The organism is Blastococcus sp. HT6-30, assembly GCF_039729015.1.
In the GTDB taxonomy this organism is placed as follows: domain Bacteria; phylum Actinomycetota; class Actinomycetes; order Mycobacteriales; family Geodermatophilaceae; genus Blastococcus.
The window spans coordinates 154028-174136 of sequence record NZ_CP155792.1 but is presented as its reverse complement, the minus strand read 5'-3'; the positions used below and the strand labels follow the sequence as shown (position 1 = coordinate 174136).

Genomic DNA, 20109 nt, shown 5'->3' with positions numbered 1-20109 from the left:
GGCGGGGGGCGGGGGTCCGCTCACTAGGCTCAGCCCGTGACCCTGGCCGTCGACTCCCTCGACCTCACCGCCCCGTCCTTCGTCGCCGATCCGTACCCGGCCTTCGCGCGGGCCCGCGCGCAGGCGCCGGTGCAGTGGCACGAGGACCTGGGGCTGTGGCTGGCGTTCACCCACGCCGAGGCCAACGCGGTGCTGCGCGACCGCCGGCTGGGGCGCATCTGGGCCGACAAGGAGCCCGGCGACCGGTTCGAGAGCTTCAACCTGATCCACCGCAACGCCATCCTGGAGATGGAGCCGCCGAACCACACCCGGCTGCGGAGGCTGATCACCAGCGCCTTCGCCCGCGGGCACGTGGAGCGCCTGCGGCCCTGGGTCGAGGAGCTGGCCGGCCGGCTGGCCGGCGAGCTGGTCGAGCGGTCGGGCGGATCCGAGCCGGTCGACCTGCTCACCGGCATGGCCGAGCAGCTTCCCGTCGCCGTCATCGCGGAGCTGCTGGGCGTGCCGGAGGCCGACCGCCCGCTGCTGCGGCCGTGGTCGAACGCGATCGTGAAGATGTACGAGTACGACCGCACCCGGCAGCGGGAGGACGACGCCGAGCGCGCCGCCGACGAGTTCGTCGCCTACCTGCGCGAGCTGGCCGCCGACCGCCGGCAGCAGCCTGGCGAGGACCTGGTCAGCCACCTGGTGAGCGTCCGCGACGCCGACGGCGACAAGCTCACCGAGGACGAGCTGGTCACCACCTGCATCCTGCTGCTCAACGCCGGCCACGAGGCGACGGTCAACGTGACCGGCAACGGCATGCTGGCGCTGCTGCGCCACCCCGACCAGCTGGCCCGGCTGCGCGCCGACCGCTCTCTCCTGCCCGCAGCCCTGGAGGAGCTCATGCGCTTCGACCCGCCGCTGCAGCTGTTCGAGCGCACCGCGACCGCCGACGTCGAGATCGGGGGCGTCACCGTCGCCGAGGGGCAGAAGATCGCTGCGCTGCTGGGCGCGGCCAACCACGACCCGGCCGTCTTCGCCGAGCCGGAGATCCTCGACGTCACGCGCACCGACAACCCGCACATCGCCTTCGGTGCGGGCATCCACTTCTGCATCGGCGCCCCGCTGGCCCGGGTCGAGCTCCAGGCGACGTTCGGCGCGCTGCTGGATCGCACGTCGGCGCTGGAGCTGGGCGGGGAGCCGGTGCGCCGCCCCGAGTTCGTCATCCGCGGCCTGGAGACCCTGCCCGTCGTCCTCACCCCCTGACCTGACCATCGCACCCCTACCGCTGGAAGGTGAGCGGGGTCACTGGCAGGATCCGGTCATGCGCGGCCTCATGCAGGACACCCCACTGACCGTCGACGCGATCTTCCGGCACGTCGAGCAGCACTACGGCGACGGGACGATCGTCACCAACAACCCCGGCGGCGTCACCCGCGCGACCTACGCGGAGTGGGCGCAGCGCACCCGCAAGCTCGGCGGGGTCCTCGACACCCTGGGCGTCAGCGCCGACGGCCGGGTGGGCACGTTCGGCTGGAACAGCCAGCGGCACCTCGAGCTCTACTTCGCCGCCCCGTGCACCGGTCGGGTGCTGCACACGCTCAACGTGCGCCTCTTCCCCGAGCAGCTCACCTACATCGCCAACCACGCCGAGGACGAGGTCATCTTCGTCGACCGCAGCGTGCTGCCCCTGCTCTGGCCGCTGATCGACACGATGAAGACGGTCAAGCAGGTCGTGGTCATGGACGACGGCGGCGACAACGAGATCCCCGACGACGCCCGGATCCTCGACTACGAGACACTGCTGGCCGACGCCCGACCGGTCGAGTTCGCCGTCACGGACGAGTGGCGGGCCGCCTCCATGTGCTACACGAGCGGCACGACGGGGAACCCGAAGGGCGTCGTCTACTCGCACCGCTCGACGTGGCTGCACACCATGGGCGTGATGGCGCCCAACGCCTTCGGCCTCGGCATCCGGGACGTCGCGATGCCGGTGGTGCCGATGTTCCACGCCAACGCCTGGGGCATCGCCCAGGCCGCACCGGCCGCGGGCGCCTCCCTGGTCATGCCGGGTGCGATGATGCAACCCGAGGCGCTGGCGAAGCTGATCGTCGACGAGGGCGTCACGTTCACCGCCGGCGTCCCCACCATCTGGCAGGGCGTGCTCCCCCACCTGGCCGGCCAGCCGCACAAGCTGCGCGACATCGGCTGCGGCGGCTCCGCCGTCCCCAAGGCGCTGAGCGAGGCGTACCGCGAGCAGGTCGGCATCCCGATCCTGCAGGCATGGGGCATGACCGAGACCCACCCGGTGGCCTCCTCCGGCGTGCTGCCCAGGCGCTACGAGGACGCCGACGACGAGACCAAGGCCGCCCAGCGCGCCCGCGCCGGCATCCCGTTCCTCGGCGTGGAGGCCCGCATCGTCGACTCCGACACCCTCGAGCCGCAGCCGTGGGACGACAAGGCCACCGGCGAGCTCCAGGTGCGCGGCCCGTGGTGCGCGCAGGACTACTACAACCCTGATGCCGGCGTGGAGCTGACCACGCCCGATGGCTGGATGAAGACCGGCGACGTCGCCGCGATGGACGAGTTCGGCTCCATCCGGATCGCCGACCGCACCAAGGACCTCATCAAGTCCGGCGGCGAGTGGATCAGCTCGGTCGACCTGGAGAACGCGATCATGAGCCACCCGAAGGTGAAGGAGGCCGCCGTCGTCGGCATCCCGCACCCCAAGTGGGACGAGCGCCCGCTGGCCTGCGTCGTCCTCCGGGAGGGCGAGAGCGCCACCGAGCAGGAGATCCTCGACCACCTCAAGCCGCTGGTGGCCAAGTGGTGGATGCCCGAGGCCGTGGAGTTCATCGACGAGGTGCCCAAGACCAGCGTCGGCAAGTTCTCGAAGAAGGACCTGCGCAGCCGCTTCGCCGAGTACCAGCTCGAGTCGTAGCTCCCCGACGCCCCTCGCGCGGGGAAGGAGGGCTCCGGGGATCGGACCAGGGCCTTCTCCCCCGCACGAGAGGAAGCGGCCGGCGTGTGAGCGCGGCGGAACCGCTTCCCCGCCCCGACCCGTCATCCTGCGCAGAGGGCGATCCGGCGGAGGGCGAGTGGAGCGGGACGAGGCGTTCACGCGGTACGTGGACGAGCGCTGGCCGGTGCTCGTCCGCTCCGCGGTGCTCCTCGGCTGCACCCGCACCGAGGCCGAGGACCTGGTGCAGACGGCGCTGGTGCGCTGCTACGTGGCATGGGAGAAGGTCAGCAGCGCGAGCAACCGGGACGCCTACGTGTACCGCGTGCTGGTCAACTGCCACCACGACTCCCACCGCAGGCGGTGGTGGCGGGAGCGGCCGACCGACGAGGTGCCCGACGCGATCACCGAGGACCGCACCGGCCAGGTCGACGACGCCGACGCCGTCCAGCGCGCGCTGCGCCGGCTGAGCGCGCCGCACCGCCAGGTCGTCGTGCTGCGGTACTACGCCCACCTGGGCGAGCAGCAGATCGCCGAGGCGCTGAGGATCGCGCCGGGAACGGTGAAGAGCCGGCTCTCCCGCGCGCTCGCCCAGCTCTCGACCGACCTCGACGTCACCGCGCTGCGCGGCGGGAGGGCATCGTGACCGATCGGGAGACCAGCGTGCTGCTCGACGAGCTGGCCGGGCGGGTGGCCGTGGGCCCGCCGCCGACGGGGCAGCTGCTGCGCGCCGGCCGCCGGGCACGGAGACGCCGCACCGCCGGGGCCGCGCTCGCGGTGGCGGCCGGGGTCGCGGTGGTCACCGGCGGGGTGTTCGCCGTCGTCGACCCGGGCGACGGCGCCACGCCGGCGCCGACGGTGGTCGCGGAGGAGCCACCTCCCGGCGGGAGCGGCCAGGGGGACGAGCCGGCCGGGGCCGCCCTGGCCCCGCTGCCCGACGACCCGACCGCCGGCCGCACGGGCCCGCTCGCCGACGGCGCGGCTGCGTCGTGCGCGGTCGCGTACAGCCCCGACGCCGTGCGGGAACGCGACTTCTCCTTCGACGGCGTGGTGACCGGCATCGGCCCCAGCGTGACGGACTGGTCCGGTTCGCCCGGCCCGGAGCTGGTCGGTGTCACCTTCGCCGTGAACGAGTGGTTCTCCGGCGGCTCGGGCGCGACGGTGACCGTGGACCTCCCCGTGCCGGCGTCGCCCGGTGCCTCCACCACCAGCGAGGGCGGTCCGGTCTACGGCGTCGGATCGCGGCTGCTGGTCAGCGGCGCCGACCGGTGGGACGGGGAGCCGCTGGAGCCGATCGGCTGGACCTGCGGCTTCACCCGGTACTTCGATGAGGAGACCGCGGCGTCCTGGCGCTGAGGGAGGACCCGGCCCCGCTCACGCCCCCCGGGCCCGAGGTGCGCCTCAGCGGACGAAGGGCTCCTCGCCGGTCTCGCTCACCATCGGCTTGCCCGCGGCCTGCCACTCACCCATGCCGCCGCCGACGTTCACCGCGTCGAACCCGTTCTGGTTCAGCCACGCGGCCACCCGCGCCGAGCGACCACCGCCGCGGCAGGTGACGTAGAGCGGGTCGCCCTCGGGCAGCTCGTCGAGCCGGGCCGGGACGTCGCCCATCGGGATGTGGGTCGCGCCCTCGATGTGGCCGTGCACCCACTCGTCGTCCTCCCGGACGTCGAGGACCACGGCGTCCTCGGGCAGCTCGGAGGCGGGCACGGTCGGAACCTGCTGCGGCATCACGCGCCCCATCGTGCCAGTGCACGCCGCGCGGTGGCCGGGCGACGGCTCCGGAGGCTGCTCCCCGGGCGGGGGCGCCTGCGAGGATGGGGGCGATGTCCCCGAGCCACCGGACCGCGCCGCGGACCGCATTCCCGTCGCCCGTGCGCGAGCCCGCCTGGGAGCTCCCGCGGTCGGCGATCGGGCTCTGGGTGACCGAGAGCGTGTTCAGCACGATCCTCGTGTGGCTGGCCGTCGGCGCCTTCCTGCTGTTCGTGCCCGACGACGGGGGGCCGCTGCCGCTGCTGCACCGGCTGCTGCCCGTCGCCGCCGGGCTCCACTCGGTCGTCGCGGTGGGCATCCGCCCGTGGTTCAAGCACCGGGTGTACCGCTGGGAGATCACCGCCGAGGCCGCCTACACGCGCACCGGCTGGCTCACCCAGACCTGGACGCTCGTGCCGATCTCGCGCATCCAGACCGTCGACGTCACCCGCGGCGTCCTCCAGCAGATGTTCGGCCTGGCCACCGTCGCGGTGCTCACCGCCTCCAGCCAGGGAACCGTGCGGATCTGGCACCTGGAGCACGACGTCGCCCAGCGCGTCGCCGACGACCTCGCCCACCGCGCGGAACTGGTCCGCGACCAGGCCACGTGACCGCTCCCCCACCCGCCCGGCGCACCTCCCCCCGGATCGTGCTCGTGCACACGATCACCTTCCGGCAGGCCCGCCAGTTCGTGCCCGTGCTCATCCCGATCGGCGCCGCCACCGGGTTCGGCGGCGGCACGGGCACGATCGCCGCCCTGGTCCTGGGCGTCACCCTCTTCTCGCTCGCCGCCGCCGCCGTGGCCTGGTGGCGGTTCGGCTACACCGACGGCCCGACGGCGGTCGTCGTCACCCGCGGGCTGCTCTCCCGCTCGGTGCGCACGGTGCCCAACGACCGCATCCGCGGCGTCGAGGTGGAGGCGCCCGCGCTGCACCGCCTGTTCGGGCTGGTCCGGGTACGCATCGACGCCGCCGCCGGCACCGCCGGGCAGGACGAGGAGCTGCTCGTCGACGGCGTGCCGCGCGCCGAGGGCGACCGGCTGCGGGTCGCCGTCCTGACCCACCGCTCCACATCGGCGGAGGCACCGGGGGGCGGCGCCGCGGCACCGCCGGAGGAGGAGCTCTCCCGCTGGGACAACCGGTGGCTGTGCTACGCACCCCTGGTCGGCAGCTACCTGGCGCTGCCGCTGGCCGGGATCGGCGCGCTGTTCCGCCTGGGCGAGGAGCTGCCCGACGACCTGCTCGGCGACGTCCTCGACGTCGATGTCCCGTCCGGGGCGGTGATCGGCGCGGTCGTCGTGGGCATGCTGCTGCTGGTCCTCGCCGGCTCGATCATCGGCGCCGCGATCGTCAACTGGGGCTTCCGGCTGGTGCGGCGCGGACGCACGCTGGTCGCGGTGCGCGGCCTGCTCACCCGGCGGCACACCGAGCTGGAGCTCGACCGCATCCGCGGCGTCGCGGTCTCCGAGGGCCTGGGCATGCGGCTGGTGGGAGCCGCCCGGGCGGGTGCGCTGGTCACCGGGCTGGGCGACGCCGAGCGGCGCGGGCAGCTGCTGCCGCTCGGCCCCCGCGACGAGGCGTGGACGCTGACCCACCGGCTGGTCGACGACCCGGGGCCGCTCACCGCGCATCCCCCGGCCGCGCTGCGCCGGCGGATCGTGCGGGCGGTCACCGTGGGGCTGTCGGTCACCGCGGGCGGCGTGGTGCTGCTCGCCGCCACCGGCCGCTGGGACGTGCTGGCGGCGGGCATCGTGCTGACCGCCCTGGGTGTCCCGCTCGCGTACGGCCTCTACGGAGCGCTCGGGCACGCGGCGGGCCCGCGCTCGTTCAGCGTGCGGCGCGGCTGGCTGGTGCGCGAGCAGGTCGTCCTCGAGCGCCGCGCGGTCGTGGGCTGGGAGATCCGGCAGTCGGTGTTCCAGCGGCGCGCCGGGCTCGCGACGGTCACCGCCTGCGTGGGCGCCGGCAGCGGGGGCTACCCGGCCGTGGACATGGCCGCCGGTGACGTCGCCGCCTTCGCCCTCGCCGCGTCCGAGCCGTGGGCCGGCGCGCTGGAGCGGCCACGGCGGTGAGGCGACCGGGTAGAGGGAAGGAATACCTCTCCTGGCCCACGCTTGACGATCACCGCCCCGGGTAGCTGGTCGGTCGATGCCGCCTCGGAGAGCTCACCCGGTCTCCCGTCCCGGCGCGCCGGAGTCCTTTCCGAGGCCCACCCGGCCGGCCAGCGCCGCCGCCTCCACCCGGGTCGCCACGTCCAGCCGGCGCAGCAGGTGCGCCACGAGCCGCTTGGTCGTCCGCTCCGAGACGTGCAGCGTCGTCGCGATGTCCACGGTGCTCGTGCCGTCGGCGATCAGCCGCCACAGCCGTCGCTCGTCGGCGGTCAGCGCGTCGGCGATGCTCTGCTCCCCGGACGGCGTCGCCTCGTCGAGCAACTGGCGCAGCACCGCCTCCGGCAGCACCGCCCACCCGTCGAGGACGGCCAGCAGCGGCCGTACCAGCGCGTCCGGGTCCGCGGTCTTGGGCAGGAAGCCCGACGCCCCGGCGCGCAGCGCCTCGATGGCGGCGTCGGCCTCGGCCAGCCCGGAGAGCGCGACCACCCGGACCAGCGGATCGGCCCGGCGGATCGCCGCGATGGCCCTGGTTCCGCCGGGCGGCGGCATGTGCAGGTCGACGATCGCCACGTCGGCGTGGTGCCGGCGCACCAGCGCCGCGGCGGCCGACGCGTCCTCCGTGGTCCCCACCACGCGGACCCGACCTCCGCTGAGCCCGGGCAGCAGCAGGCTCAGCCCACGCGTGAACAGCGGGTGGTCGTCGACGACCACCACATCCACCGGCGGCCTGCGGTCAGCAGCGGTCGCGTCGTCGGTCTCGCCCACATCGCTCCCTGACGGTCGGTGCGCCTTCCGGCGCTGCCGGCCGGCCTCCCGAGGAGGTGCCCGTGACCCTGGCTGCCGACACACAGTCGTCCACGCGTGACTGCGGACTGCTCACCGATCTGGCCCGAGTGCTGCGCGCGCACCTGCCGCGCCCGCGCCGGGCCCCCACCCCACCGGAGAGGCCCAGCCCCGAGGACGCCGTCGTCCGCGCGCTCTGCCACGACATGCGCAGCCCACTGGCCTCGCTGGAGGCGGTGCTCGGGTCGCTGGACCGCGCGCCCGCGCAGGCCGCCGAGCTGCTCGCGCTCGCCCGGGCGCAGGCGGCGCACCTGTCGTCGATGCTGCGCACGGCCGACGCGACCGGCGGAGCGGTCCGGCAGTCGCCGACCACCCGCCGCCTCGGCGACGTCCTCTGCGCGTCGGTCGCCGCCTCGGGGCTGCCCCGGTCGCAGCTGGCACTCGAGGTGGACGGCGACGCCGGCGACGTCGGCGTCGCGGACGCCCGCGTGCAGCGCATCCTGATCAACCTGCTGGAGAACGCCCACCGCCACGGGAACGGCGCCCCGGTGCGGCTGCGGGCGACCGCCCGCACCGGCTGGGTGGAGCTGGCGCTCAGCCAGGCCGGCGTGCCCGTCGACCGCGTCGTCCAGCACCTGCAGACCTCGCGGCCGCCGGTGGACCTCACCGGCCTCGGGCTTTGGTCGGTGCAGCGGCAGGCCGGCGAGCTCGGGGGCCGGGTGCTGTGGTCGGAGAACGGTTCCGTGTTCACCCTCGTCGTGCAGCTCCCCGACCGCTGAGGAAGGACCCCCTCGTCCGACGGGCGACTCACATTGGCACCGGCGGGCCACCGGACGGCACCGGTGGGCCACCCGGGGCGGGCAGATCCCCTGTGTCACCGCGATCGCGGGACGGCGACGACGCAGAGGAGACACCGTGTTCACGCACACCCAGGCGCTGCAGTACGAGGCCAAGCCCGACGGCCCGGACCCGGACTTCGCGCGCAAGCTCCAGGAGGTCCTCGGCGGTCAGTGGGGCGAGATGACCGTCGCCACCCAGTACCTGCTGCAGGGCTGGAACTGCCGGCTGCCCGGCAAGTACAAGGACATGCTGCTCTCGATCGGCACCGAGGAGCTCGCCCACGTCGAGATCCTCGTGACGATGATCGACCGGCTGCTCGACCACATCCCCCTGAAGCCGGACGCCGCCGACCGCAGCAAGGAAGCCGCCGCCGGCTACGGGACGCACAACCCGCAGCACGCGATCGTCAACGGCGGGGGCGCCTACTACCGCGACAGCATGGGCCTGCCCTGGAGCGGCGGCTACGTGACCGCCAGCGGCAACCTGATGGCCGACTTCCACTACAACGCCACGGCCGAGATGCAGGGCCGGCTGCAGGTCGCCCGGCTCTACAACATGACCGACGACCCGGGCGTCAAGGAGACGCTGAAGTTCCTCATCGCCCGTGACCACATGCACCAGATGCAGTGGCTCGCCGCCATCGAGGAGCTCAAGGCCGACGGGCTCGAGGGCATCCCGGTACCCGAAGCCTTCCCGATCGAGGAGGAGCCGGGCGACGCCGGCTTCGCCTTCATCCTGGCCTCGGACGGCCCCGAGGCCGCCGCCGGTCGCTGGGCGCACGGCCCGACCCCGGACGGCCGCGGCGAGTTCACCGCCCGGCCGATCGAGGCCGCCGCCGACGCCCCGCAGCTGCCCCCGGGTGACCCGCGCCTGTTCCCGACGCCGCAGATGCCGGGTCAGTCGATGCTGCAGAAGGCCAAGGACATGCTCACCTGAGGCCTGGCCTCACCCCGTCGCGCCCTCGCCGTGCCGGTGGCCCACCCGATCCCGGGGGGCCGCCGGCCCGGCGGGCCACCCCTCCAGGAGGTCCTGCCGTGCACCCCCACCTGCAGCCGCCCCGCCCCGCCCTTCCCGCCGTCCTGCTCTCGCTGGTCTACCTCGCCGCGATCGCCGTCGCGGTCAGCGCCCCCGGCCAGCACGCGGTCGCCGGGCTCGTCGTCCTCACCGGCCTGACCGCTCGCTGGGTCGCCCACCACCGGCGCTCCCCGGCCCCGGCCCCGGCGGGCGCCGTCGTCCGCGCACCCGCCGCCGCTCCCGCCCGCGCCACCACTGCCTGACCCGGACGCGCGGAGGCGCGCCCCCCACCGGACAGGGGAGCGCGCCTCAGGCGCGGGGGAGCGGACCCCCTGCCGGGGTCCCACCGCGAGCGTGCGAGCGGTGAGCGGCAGGGGGGTCCTCGCTCAGTGCGAGCGCGGCTCGTGCGGCGGCTCCCCGTGGGTCAGGTCGTCCAGGTGCCCCTCGGCGTGCGCCGCGACCAGCCGGCTCTTGCCGGGGTAGCGGATCTCCTCGACCAGCTCCTGCATCACCGGCGACGGCTTCGTGGTGAACTGCGACACCACGATGGTGACCACGAAGTTGATCAGCATGCCGATCGTGCCGAAGCCGGTCTCGGGGATGCCGAACAGACCGTCGCCGTTGCCGTAGATGTCGATCGTCCACAGCATGTAGGCGACGGTGGTGGCCAGGCCCGCCGCCAGACCCGCCGTCGCTCCGGCTGCCGTCGTCTTCTTCCAGAAGATCCCGAGCACCAGGATCGGGAAGAAGCTCGCACAGGCCAGGCCGAAGGCGAGCGCCACCACCTGGGCCACGAAGCCGGGCGGGTTGATGCCCAGGTAGCCGGCGACGACGATGGCCAGCGCCATCGCGATCCGGCCCACGAGCAGCTGCCGGCCCTCCGTGGCGGTGGGGTTGATCCGCTTGTAGTACACGTCGTTGGCCACCGAGGACGAGATGACCAGGAGCAACCCGGACGCCGTGGACAGGGCGGCGGCCAGGGCGCCGGCTGCGACCAGGCCGACGACGGGTGCCGGCAGGCCGGCGATCTCCGGCGTCGCGAGCACGATGATGTCGTTGTTGATGAGCAGCTCGCCGGTGTCGGGCCCGTAGTCGATGATGCCGTTGCCGTTGACGTCGTCGACCGTGATCAGACCGACGTCGGCCCAGGTGTTGAACCAGCTGGGCGTCGCGCCGATCGAGGTGCCCGCGATCTGGTCGATGAAGTTGTACTTGCTGAACGCGCCCACCGCCGGAGCGGACGTGTAGAGGAGGGCGATGAAGAACAGCGCCCACAGCGCCGAGTACCGGGCGGCCCGCACGCTCTTGGCGGTGTAGAAGCGGACGATCACGTGCGGCAGGCCGGCTGTGCCGAACATCAGTGCCGCGGTGATCAGCACCATGTTGAGCATGCTGGTCTGGGTGAAGGCCTCGGTGTACGCGGCGAATCCGAGGTCCTGCTGCAGGCCGTCGAGCTCGCCGAGGATCTGGCCGAAGCCGATCTGCGGGAACGGGTTGCCGGTGAACTGCGCGGAGATCGCCACCACGGGGATGAGGTAGGCGACGATCAGCACGCTGTACTGGGCGACCTGCGTCCAGGTGATCCCCTTCATGCCGCCGAGCACGGCGTAGAAGAAGACGATCACCATGCCGATGACCACACCGGCCGTGGTGCCGACACCGAGGAACCGCTGGAACACCAGGCCGACGCCGGCCATCTGTCCCGCGACGTAGACGAACGAGACGACGATCGCCGCGACGACGGCGACCAGGCGGGCGCTCTCGGAGTACCGGTCACCGACGAAGTCCGGGATCGTGTACTTCCCGAACTTGCGCAGGTACGGCGCCAGCAGGAGCGCCAGCAGCACGTAGCCGCCCGTCCATCCCATGAGGTAGACCGACCCGGCGTACCCGTTGCCGGCGAACGCGACGATGCCGGCCATCGAGATGAACGACGCGGCGCTCATCCAGTCCGCCGCGATCGCGGCACCGTTCGCCGACGCCGGGATGCCGCCACCGGCGATGTAGAAGCCCGCCGTGGTGGACACCCGACTGGCGTAGGCGATGTAGATGTAGATGCCGAAGGTGATGACGACGAAGACGAGCGTCCAGACCTGGATGTCGCTCATGAGTGGTGGACCTCTTCCTCGTACTCGTCGATGCCGAACTCGGCGTCGAGCTTGTCCATCCGCCAGACGTAGACGGCGATGAGGACGACGAAGGTGACGATGGACCCCTGCTGGGCGAACCAGAAGCCGAGGGGGAAGCCGAGGACCTGGATGGTGTTCAGCGGCTCGACGAAGACGATTCCCGCACCGAACGACACCAGTGCCCAGATGACGAGCAGCACGCTCATCAGGCGGATGTTCCTCCGCCAGTACTCCTTACGCTGCGTAGCGTCCACCCGCTCCTCCGAAGGGTCGGCCGTGTGTGCCAGATCACACGCGCGCGAGAAGGGAACCAGACCAGCCCGGTACGGTCAAACACTCGAACGGCAACGGACACGAAGGCGTGACGTCGATGGACTTTCGAGCGAGCCGGTGCGCGACGGGCTACCGGGCCGGCGCTGCAGCACCTAGAGTTCCGACCTCGTGGTGATGAGTACACGGGAGACAGGGCGCCGCACCCGGCGTCGCAGCCCCGGGAGCAGGCGGCTGCTCGGCGCTGCACTCCTGGTGCTCTTCGGAGCCTTCCTCCCCTGGGTCGCCACCGCTGCGGGCAACGTCACGGGCGTGCGGGGAGCAGGTCTGTGGACGATGTACGCGGCACTGCTCGGCATCGCCGGGGCGATCATCCGCTCCTCCACCCTCGCCGCCGTGCATGCGCTGGCGCTGGCCGTCGTGGCCATCGCCCTCCCGCTGTGGCAGGTGCTGCACCTGGCGGGCCTCGTGGGTTTCTCGGGCTGGGCGCCTGGCCCGGGCCTGGTCCTGACCGTCGGTGGGGGGATCCTCGCCGGCTCCGCCGCCGTCTCCTTGTTCCGGGTCTCCCGAGCCGCTTCCCCGACGAACTGACCCGTCGCCCGACGCGGCACCCTGCGGAGGGTCCGGCCCCGCTCACGGAGCACACGACCGTCGGCTGACCCACAACGTTGCACCGCCCGTAACCCGGTCGGAACCGGCCACCGGTGCAATGGCTCATGGCCGCATCCAGTGCTGCGTCGTCGGGATGGTTCGCGGTGGCCCGCGCCGCCGAGATCGGCACCACGCCGGTGCCGGTCGGCGCGGGCGGGCGCGCCTACGTCGTCGTCCGGCTGCGACCCGGGGGCGAGGTGAGCGCGTTCCCCGCCCGGTGCCCGCACCGGCTCGTGCCGCTGGCCGGGGGACTCGTGACCGACGGCCGGCTGGTCTGCCCCGCCCACGGATGGCGGTTCGACGGTGACGGCCGCTGCACGGAGGTCCCCACCCTGGGGGCGGACGGCTGCCCGCCTCCGCGGGCGGACCTGGTCGGCCCGTGGGCGGTGGAGGAGCGGTACGGCTGGATCTGGCTGGCCCCCGAGCAGACCAGAGCCGGCCCGCCCCGGCCGGTCGCCGAGCCGCGACCCGAGCCGGCTCCACCGCCGGGTCCGCCCAGCGGCCGGGTCCTCGACAACCTCGACCCGTCCCTGGAGCACGCCTGGCACCCGGTGGCGGTGACCACGGAGCTCCGGCCCGGCGGCTGGCTGCAGGTCCGGCTGCTGGGTCGCACCTGGACGCTGGGTCGTTCCGACGACGGCCTCGTGATCTCACCGTCGGCGTTCGGCGTCCGCGAGCGGCTCGGCGTGGTGTGGCTGGCGCCGGCCGACCCCATCGACCGGACGCTGGACGTGCCCGAGGCCGCCGATCGGCGTTTCGTCCCCCGGTGGCTGCCCCCGACGCGGTCCCCCGGCCCGGCGGGACCGCTCGCGGACACCTTCCTCGATGCGACGCACGGCCCGTTCGTCCACGCCACCACGATCGGCACGCCCGACCGGGCCGACGTGGATCCGGTCGAGGTGCTGGCCGAGCCGGGTGGCTTCCGGGTGGTGCGCGAGCAGTGGGTGGACAACCCCGTGGACCCCGAGGTGGCCACCGGCGCCCGCCCGCTGCGGCAGCGCCGCCGGACCACCTACGTCTTCCGGGCGCCGTTCCGGCTGCGCCTGCGGCAGGAGTTCCTGGACTCCGGGGCAGCCACGACGCTCCTGTACTTCCTGCAACCCGAGGACCTGGACTCCACCCGCATCTACACCTGCCTGCTGGTCTCCGCCGGCCCCGGGCAGCCCTTGCCCACGCCAGGCTGGCTGGCCGACCAGGTGGCCCTGCAGCGCCGGATCCTCGCCGAAGACGTCCGCTCGCAGGAACTCCTGTCGATCAGCGGGCTGCCCCTGGACCCCCGGGACGAGGTGCACGTGCCGGCCGACCGGGCGGCTGTGGCACTGCGGCAGGGGCTGTGCGAGTTCGTGGCGGCCGCCCGGCACCTGGCCGGCCGCTCCGCCGCAGCCTGAGCGCTCACCCGGCCGGCAGCCGCGTCCCGCAGCGCGGGCACACCGTCGGCGGGTCCTCGTCGGCCAGCCCGCCGCACGCCGGGCAGACCCGGCGCAGCCAGCAGGCCGGGTCCCCGCCGTCGTCGTCGGGCGGCCGGCGCGCCCGGTCGTCGTCGCCCACGTGCCCTCCCCAATGCGACGACTGTGTTGCGGTCGGCCTACCGGCGCCGTGCCGGCGACCGCCCGGGGTAGCCCCGGACGGTCGCCCGCCGCCCCCGGAAGGACCAGCATGACCCGCCGCACCCGCACGCACCCGTTCGCCGCCCTGCTCTTCGCCACGGCCCTGCCCCTGGCCGCCTGCGGCGGAGTCGCCGAGGAGGAGAACTCGGCCAACCCGATCGAGGAGATCGGTACCGAGGTCGACCGCGGCAACCCCGGGCCGGACGAGTCCGTCACCGAGGACGTGACGCTCGCCGACGTGGAGCTCCCCTACCCCGCCGACGGCCTCTACAGCGCCGGCGAGGACGCCCCGCTGACCTTCGCGGTCACGAACTCGGGGTCCGACGTCGTCACCCTCGACACCATCACCGGGGAGGAGTTCGCCGAGGCGCGGATCTTCGCCGACAGCACCGAGCAGGCGGCCTCGTCGCTGGAGGTGCCCGCGAACGACAACCTCTACGTCGGGGCGCCGGACCTGCCTTCGGTGCAGCTCGTCGGGTTGGACCGCGACCTGCGCTCGTCGCAGTCGATCCCGGTCACCTTCTCCTTCAGCAACGGCCAGGAGGTCACCGTCGACGCGGTCGTCGCCGCCGCGGGCGACGACATCCCCGAGCCCGACGAGGACCCCTCGTCGGGCAGCTGATCCTCCTGCGGGGGGACGCGGAGATCCTCCCGGGGGGCGACGAGGTGCGGCGCGGCCGTCCCTAGGCTCTCCGGCATGGACGGGTCTGCCCCCGGAGAGCGCCTGGTGGCGGAGCTGCGCGAGCGGCCGTTCCTGGTCGACCTGGCGCTCGCGACGGCGATCGGCATGGTCACGGTCGTGTTGCCCGCCGGGTCGTACTGGCCGGACGAGGGTGCGTCCTTCGTCGTCGGGGTGCTGCTGGTCGTGCCGCTGGCGTGGCGGCGTCGGGCGCCGGTTCCCGCCGCGGCAGCGGTGGTCGCGGCCGGGCTGCTGGAGCTGGTCGTCTCCTCGCAGTTCTTGGCCGCCAACTACGCGGCGCTGGTGATGGTCTACTCGCTGGCCGCCTACGCCCCGCGCTGGGCCGGCCGGGCCGGCCTGGTCGCCGGCCTGGTGGGCGCGGTCCTGGCCGCCGCCCGCTACTTCGGCGCCGACACGTCCGACAGCACGCTCATCACTGCTGGTGCCATCGGGGTCTCCGTGGTGGCCGCGTGGGCCCTGGGGGATCTGCGCCGGGCGCGGGCGCTCCGCATGGCCGGCCTGGAGGAGCGCGCCCGGCTGCTGGAGCTGGAGCGCGACCAGGAGATGCGGCTGGCGGCCACCGCGGAGCGGGCCCGGATCGCCCGCGAGATGCACGACGTCGTGGCGCACTCGCTGTCGGTGGTCATCGCACAGGCCGACGGCGGCCGCTACGCCGGCAGGGCCGATCCGCAGTCCGCCACCGACGCCCTCGATGCGATCGCCGCCACCGGCCGCCAGGCGCTCACCGACATGCGCGCCCTGCTCGGCGTCCTCCGGGACGGCGGCGGGGAGGAGTACGCCCCGCAGCCCGACGTCGACGCGATCCCCACCCTGGTCGAGGACGTGCGCGCCAGCGGGCTGGACGTCGACCTGATCGTCGAGGGCACCCCGCAGCCCCTGCCGGCCGGCCCGCAGCTGGCGGCCTACCGGATCGTCCAGGAGTCGCTCACCAACGTGCTCAAGCACGCGGGTCCGGCCGGGCGGGCCTGGGTGCGCCTGCAGTGGCGGCCCGACGCGCTGGAGCTTTCGGTGCTCGACGACGGCCGCGGGGCTTCGGCGGCCGTCGCCGGCTCCGACGGCAGCGGCCAAGGGCTGCGCGGCATGCGGGAGCGGGCCCAGCTGCACGGCGGGCGGCTCGAGGCCGGCCCGCGACACGGCGGAGGGTTCGGCGTGCACGCGGCACTGCCCTACCGTCCGGCTCGATGAGCGCGATCCGGGTGGTCCTCGTGGACGACCAGCAGATGGTCCGCGCGGGCTTCCGCATGGTGATCGACTCCCAGCCCGACCTCACCGTGGTGGGGGAGGCCGGCGACGGCGCGGCCGCGGTCGAGCTGCTGGGCGGCACCTCCGCCGACGTCGTCCTCATGGACATCCGCATGCCCGGCACCGACGGGATCGAGGCCACCCGGCAGGTCACCGCGCTCCCGGATCCGCCCCGGGTCGTCGTCCTGACGACGTTCGACCTCGACGAGTACGTGGTGGCCGCGATCGGCGCCGGGGCCAGCGGCTTCCTGCTCAAGGACGCCGCGCCCGAGGACATGCTCGCCGCCGTCCGCACGGTGCACGCGGGCGACTCAGTGATCGCGGCCAGCTCCACCCGCCGGTTGCTGCAGCACGTCGCCCCGCTGCTGCGCGGCGGAGCGCCGGTCGTGCCGGCCGGCCAGGCCGATCCGGGCCTGGCCGCGCTCACCCAGCGCGAGCGCGAGGTGCTGGAGCAGATGGCGTACGGCGCGACCAACAGCGAAATCGCCGCGCACTTCTTCGTCAGCGAGGCGACGGTGAAGACGCACGTCGGCCGGGTGCTGGCCAAGACCGGCTCGCGGGACCGGGTCCAGGCCGTCGTCCTGGCCTACCGCACCGGCCTGGTCGCCCCTGCGGACCTGCTCCGCAACGCGTAGGCCCTCGCGGGGGCCTCGGCGAGCCCGCGAGCGGTCGGGCAGGGGAACCCGTCTGTACGACCGGGGGATGACGCCGCAGATCATCCCGCGCTCCGACGCGGGACGACGACGCCGGAGGAGAACGTGATCCCCGTCGTCGTCCCCCACCTCGGAGGCATCCGTGCCCGTCCCGGTCCTGACCGTCCCCGGCGAACCGCCGGCGTCCCTGTCCGGCGCAGCCGTCCGCGCCACCGGCCTGCGCAAGACCTACGGCAGCGGGGAGACCGCCGTCCACGCGCTCGCCGGCGTCGACGTCTCGTTCGCCCGCGGCGAGTTCACCGCGATCATGGGCCCGTCCGGTTCGGGCAAGTCCACGCTCATGCACTGCCTGGCGGGGCTGGACGCCGCCACCGCCGGGCAGGTCTGGCTCGGCGACACCGAGCTGACCAGCCTGCACGACGACGAGCTGACCGCGCTGCGCCGCTCGCGGATCGGCTTCGTCTTCCAGGCGTTCAACCTGCTGCCGGTGCTGCCCGCCCGCGAGAACATCGTGCTGCCGATGCAGCTGGCCGGCCAGCGCCCCGACCCGGTGTGGTTCGACGACGTCGTCGCCCGGCTCGGCCTGCGGGAACGGCTCGGGCACCGGCCGCACGAGCTCTCCGGCGGCCAGCAGCAGCGGGTGGCGATCGCCCGCGCCCTGCTCCCCCGTCCCGACGTCGTCTTCGCCGACGAGCCGACGGGCAACCTCGACTCCCGCAGCGGCGCGGAGGTGCTCGGCCTGCTCCGCTCCAGCGTCAAGGAGACCGGGCAGACCGTCGTCATGGTCACCCACGACCCGTCCGCCGCCGCCTACGCCGACCGCGTGGTGCTCCTGGCCGACGGGCGGCTGGCCGGCGAGCTGCTGCACCCCACCGCCGAGTCGGTGCTCGACGCGCTGCGCGGACTGGGTGCCTGACATGCGCGGCGTCACCCTCGCCACCGCCCGGGCGCACGCCGCGAGGCTGATCGCCTCCACCCTCGCGATCGTCATCGCCGTCGGCTTCGTCGTGGCCACCCTGGTGCTCAACGAGACCTCCCGCGCCACCGTGCTGGAGGCCGTGGGCGCCCCCTACGTCGGCACGGACGCGGTGGTCGTCTCCGAGGACGCCTCCGGCCTCGACGACGAGCTGGACCGCATCGCCGCCCTGGACGGCGTCGCCGCCGTCGACGCCACCTGGGAGACCGGTGTCCAGGCCTTGCTGCCCGGGCGGACGGGCGCGCAGTACCTGCTCGCCGAGTCGGTCGCCGGCGCGCCCGTCCTGCGCTGGCAGGCGTTGGCGGAGGGCGAGCTGCCCGACGCGGCCGGCGAGATCGCCGTGAGCGAGCGCACCGGCGCCGCCGTCGGCGACACGATCGACCTCACGTACTTCGCGCCGGACGGCGCCGAGCGGAACGCCACCGCCACGGTCACCGGTGTGGTGGACCTGGGCGGCGACCCCACGGCCGGCAGCTACGGCCGCATCTGGGGCACGACCGACCAGCTGCGCGGCTGGGGTGCGGTGGACCCGTCCGAACTGCGGGTGGCCGGAGCCGACGGCGTTCCGGCCGCGGAGGTGGCGCAGCAGGTCGGCGCCGCCCTCGCCGACCGGCAGGTCGTGGTGCGCACCGGCACCGAGCAGGCCGAGCAGGCCGCCGCCCAGCTCACCGGTGACACGATGGCCCTCACCGCGGTGCTCCTGGTCTTCGCCACGGTCGCGGTGCTGGTCGCGGGCCTGGTCATCGCCAACACGTTCGCCGTCCTGCTGGCCCAGCGCACCCGCGAGCTCGCGCTGCTGCGCTGCGTGGGCGCCACCGCGCGCCAGGTACGCCGCAGCGTCCTCGGCGAGGCGGTGCTGACCGGGCTGGCCGCCTCGGTCATCGGGGTCCTCGCCGGCATCGGCCTGGCCGCCGGGGTGTCGGCGATCGCCGAGGCCGCCGACTCCCCCGTCCCCCTCTCGGACCTCTCCGTGCCGCTGGTCGCGGTGGTCGCCGGTCTCGCCGTCGGCACTCTCACCACGCTGCTCGCCGCCCTCGCGCCCGCCCGTGGCGCCACGACGGTCGCGCCGCTGGCCGCGCTCCGGCCGACCGACCCGGCGCCGCTGCGGTCGCGGGGCGGCGTGCTGCGCCTGGTGCTCGGGCTGCTCCTGGTCGTCCCGGGGGTGCTGCTCATGGGGCTCGGGGTGTATCTCGCCGACGTCCTCATCGCGCTGCCGGGCGGGGCGCTGAGCTTCCTCGGCGTCGTCCTGCTCGCCCAGCGGGCCCTGCCGCCGGTCGTGGGGGCCGTCGGCCGGCTGGCCGCCCGGCTGGGCGGCGTGCCGGGCCGGCTCGCCGCCGGCAACGCCACCCGCAACCCGCGGCGGACGGCGGCCACGGCGACCGCGCTGCTCATCGGCGTCACGCTGACCACCGCCATGGTCGTCGGCGCGGCGTCCACGCGGGCCACCGCGCAGGCCGGCCTGGCCGCGCAGTACCCCACCGACGTGATCGTCTCCGGCGGCGAGCCGATGCCGCCGTCGCTGCCGGGTCGGCTGGCCGCGGTCGACGGCGTGGTCGCTGCGTCGGCTCTCACCGCCGCGACGGTGATCGGGCCCGACGGCGAGGAGACCGGCGTCGCGGGGATGGACGCCGCCACCGCGGCGAAGGTGATGCACTCGACCGGCGACGTGCCGATCCCCGCCGCGGGCGAGGTCGTGCTGCCGTGGTGGGCGGAGTGCAGCTGGGAGGTCCCGGTCGGCGAGCAGGTCACCTTCACCTCCGGCGGCCGGACGGCGACGGCCACCGCGCTGTACGGCGACGTGGAGCGGCCCACGCTGCCCGCCGCGGAGCTGGCCCGGCTCGCGCCGGACGCCGCCGTCGACACCGTCTGGCTGCGGCTGGCCGACGGCGCCGACCAGGCCGACGTGATCGACGAGGTCACCGACGTGGCGGGCGCGGCCATGCCGTTCGCCTTCGTCACCGGCCTGGCCAGCGAGCGCGCCGCGATCGACTCGGTGCTCGACGTGCTGCTGCTCGTCGTCACCGGCCTGCTGGGGGTGGCGGTGGTCATCGCGCTGATCGGCGTCGGCAACACCCTGGCCCTGTCGGTGGTGGAGCGGCGCCAGGAGAACGGGCTGCTGCGGGCGCTCGGGCTGACCCGGGGTCAGCTGCGGCGGCTGCTGGCCTGGGAGGCCGCGCTGGTGGCCGGGGTGGCCGCGGTGCTCGGGGTGGTGCTGGGCAGCGCCTACGGGCTGATCGGGGTCGCCTCGGTGCTCGGCTCGTACGGCGAGCTGGTGCTGAGCATGCCCTGGCTGCAGGTGGCCGCGATCGTCGCGGTGGCCACGGCGGCGGGGCTGGTTGCCTCGGTGCTGCCGGCCCGCCGAGCGGCCCGCACGGCCCCCGTGGCCGCCATCGCCGGCTGACCCGCCCGGGCGGGATCTGCGCAGTGGCCTCCGTCGACCGGCTGAC

At 74.3% G+C, this 20109-nt stretch carries 21 protein-coding genes; 16 read left to right on the top strand and 5 right to left on the bottom strand.

The window, feature by feature from the left end; all coding sequences use genetic code 11:
- Positions 1-36 precede the first annotated feature (36 nt).
- The 4 genes from ABC795_RS00805 to ABC795_RS00790 all read left to right on the top strand — a co-directional run bounded on the left by ABC795_RS00805 (position 37) and on the right by ABC795_RS00790 (position 4294).
- The gene (locus ABC795_RS00805) at positions 37-1245 is read left to right on the top strand and encodes a cytochrome P450 (RefSeq protein WP_347058889.1); all 1209 of its coding nucleotides are present in this window, start codon (positions 37-39) and stop codon (positions 1243-1245) included.
- 58 nt (positions 1246-1303) lie between these two features.
- Complete coding sequence (locus tag ABC795_RS00800; RefSeq protein WP_347058887.1) at positions 1304-2920, top strand: long-chain fatty acid--CoA ligase; 1617 nt, start codon at positions 1304-1306, stop codon at positions 2918-2920.
- Between the two features lie 157 nt (positions 2921-3077).
- The gene (locus tag ABC795_RS00795) at positions 3078-3584 is read left to right on the top strand and encodes a SigE family RNA polymerase sigma factor (RefSeq protein WP_347058885.1); all 507 of its coding nucleotides are present in this window, start codon (positions 3078-3080) and stop codon (positions 3582-3584) included.
- A complete protein-coding gene (locus ABC795_RS00790; protein ID WP_347058883.1) occupies positions 3581-4294 on the top strand; it encodes a hypothetical protein in 714 nt (237 codons plus the stop codon). The genes ABC795_RS00795 and ABC795_RS00790 overlap by 4 nt, the downstream gene beginning before the upstream one ends.
- Positions 4295-4339: 45 nt before the next feature.
- Here the strand turns inward: ABC795_RS00790 and ABC795_RS00785 are convergent, their stop codons facing one another.
- Entirely contained in the window at positions 4340-4669 is a 330-nt protein-coding gene (locus tag ABC795_RS00785) for a rhodanese-like domain-containing protein (RefSeq protein WP_347060664.1), read from the bottom strand.
- Positions 4670-4812: 143 nt separating this feature from the next.
- Between ABC795_RS00785 and ABC795_RS00780 the strand changes: the two genes are divergently transcribed.
- Together ABC795_RS00780 and ABC795_RS00775 are read left to right on the top strand one after the other, a co-directional pair.
- Positions 4813-5301, top strand: coding sequence for a PH domain-containing protein (locus tag ABC795_RS00780; RefSeq protein ID WP_347058882.1), 489 nt, complete (start codon positions 4813-4815; stop codon positions 5299-5301).
- Positions 5298-6758, top strand: a complete 1461-nt coding sequence (locus ABC795_RS00775; RefSeq protein WP_347058880.1) for a PH domain-containing protein — start codon at positions 5298-5300, stop codon at positions 6756-6758. Before ABC795_RS00780 ends, ABC795_RS00775 begins: the two co-directional genes overlap by 4 nt.
- A 93-nt stretch (positions 6759-6851) precedes the next feature.
- On the opposite strand, the gene ABC795_RS00770 is transcribed toward ABC795_RS00775, so the two are convergent.
- Positions 6852-7562 carry a response regulator transcription factor gene (locus tag ABC795_RS00770; RefSeq protein ID WP_347058879.1) on the bottom strand — a complete coding sequence of 237 codons (711 nt, stop codon included), beginning with the start codon at positions 7560-7562 and terminating at the stop codon, positions 6852-6854.
- Between the two features lie 62 nt (positions 7563-7624).
- On the opposite strand from ABC795_RS00770, the gene ABC795_RS00765 reads away from it, so the two are divergent.
- From ABC795_RS00765 to ABC795_RS00755, 3 genes are all read left to right on the top strand, one after another.
- Positions 7625-8359 carry an ATP-binding protein gene (locus tag ABC795_RS00765; RefSeq protein ID WP_347058878.1) on the top strand — a complete coding sequence of 245 codons (735 nt, stop codon included), beginning with the start codon at positions 7625-7627 and terminating at the stop codon, positions 8357-8359.
- A gap of 136 nt (positions 8360-8495) precedes the next feature.
- Positions 8496-9356, top strand: coding sequence for a manganese catalase family protein (locus tag ABC795_RS00760; protein ID WP_347058877.1), 861 nt, complete (start codon positions 8496-8498; stop codon positions 9354-9356).
- A 98-nt stretch (positions 9357-9454) separates the two neighbouring features.
- Positions 9455-9697: a hypothetical protein gene (locus tag ABC795_RS00755; RefSeq protein WP_347058876.1), complete on the top strand. Its 243-nt coding sequence runs from the start codon at positions 9455-9457 to the stop codon at positions 9695-9697.
- A 123-nt stretch (positions 9698-9820) separates the two neighbouring features.
- Here the strand turns inward: ABC795_RS00755 and ABC795_RS00750 are convergent, their stop codons facing one another.
- Together ABC795_RS00750 and ABC795_RS00745 are read right to left on the bottom strand one after the other, a co-directional pair.
- Positions 9821-11542, bottom strand: coding sequence for a sodium:solute symporter family protein (locus ABC795_RS00750; RefSeq protein WP_347058875.1), 1722 nt, complete (start codon positions 11540-11542; stop codon positions 9821-9823).
- The gene (locus ABC795_RS00745; protein ID WP_347058874.1) at positions 11539-11817 is read right to left on the bottom strand and encodes a DUF4212 domain-containing protein; all 279 of its coding nucleotides are present in this window, start codon (positions 11815-11817) and stop codon (positions 11539-11541) included. The genes ABC795_RS00750 and ABC795_RS00745 overlap by 4 nt, the downstream gene beginning before the upstream one ends.
- A gap of 271 nt (positions 11818-12088) precedes the next feature.
- Here ABC795_RS00745 and ABC795_RS00740 point away from each other — a divergent pair, with 271 nt between their 5' ends.
- Positions 12089-12424, top strand: a complete 336-nt coding sequence (locus ABC795_RS00740) for a hypothetical protein (RefSeq protein ID WP_347058873.1) — start codon at positions 12089-12091, stop codon at positions 12422-12424.
- Positions 12425-12549: 125 nt separating this feature from the next.
- Complete coding sequence (locus ABC795_RS00735; RefSeq protein ID WP_347058872.1) at positions 12550-13872, top strand: Rieske 2Fe-2S domain-containing protein; 1323 nt, start codon at positions 12550-12552, stop codon at positions 13870-13872.
- Positions 13873-13876: 4 nt separating this feature from the next.
- Here the strand turns inward: ABC795_RS00735 and ABC795_RS00730 are convergent, their stop codons facing one another.
- Positions 13877-14032: a hypothetical protein gene (locus ABC795_RS00730; protein ID WP_347058871.1), complete on the bottom strand. Its 156-nt coding sequence runs from the start codon at positions 14030-14032 to the stop codon at positions 13877-13879.
- A 108-nt stretch (positions 14033-14140) separates the two neighbouring features.
- On the opposite strand from ABC795_RS00730, the gene ABC795_RS00725 reads away from it, so the two are divergent.
- The 5 genes from ABC795_RS00725 to ABC795_RS00705 all read left to right on the top strand — a co-directional run bounded on the left by ABC795_RS00725 (position 14141) and on the right by ABC795_RS00705 (position 20063).
- The gene (locus ABC795_RS00725) at positions 14141-14713 is read left to right on the top strand and encodes a hypothetical protein (protein ID WP_347058870.1); all 573 of its coding nucleotides are present in this window, start codon (positions 14141-14143) and stop codon (positions 14711-14713) included.
- A gap of 75 nt (positions 14714-14788) precedes the next feature.
- Positions 14789-15976, top strand: coding sequence for a sensor histidine kinase (locus ABC795_RS00720; protein ID WP_347058869.1), 1188 nt, complete (start codon positions 14789-14791; stop codon positions 15974-15976).
- On the top strand, positions 15973-16668 hold the full coding sequence (locus ABC795_RS00715; RefSeq protein WP_347058868.1) for a response regulator transcription factor: 696 nt from the start codon (positions 15973-15975) through the stop codon (positions 16666-16668). The genes ABC795_RS00720 and ABC795_RS00715 overlap by 4 nt, the downstream gene beginning before the upstream one ends.
- A gap of 205 nt (positions 16669-16873) precedes the next feature.
- Positions 16874-17602 (top strand): ABC transporter ATP-binding protein, encoded by a 729-nt coding sequence (locus ABC795_RS00710; RefSeq protein WP_347060663.1) that lies wholly within the window; start codon positions 16874-16876, stop codon positions 17600-17602.
- A 1-nt stretch (position 17603) separates the two neighbouring features.
- A complete protein-coding gene (locus ABC795_RS00705; RefSeq protein ID WP_347058867.1) occupies positions 17604-20063 on the top strand; it encodes an FtsX-like permease family protein in 2460 nt (819 codons plus the stop codon).
- Positions 20064-20109: the final 46 nt, after the last annotated feature.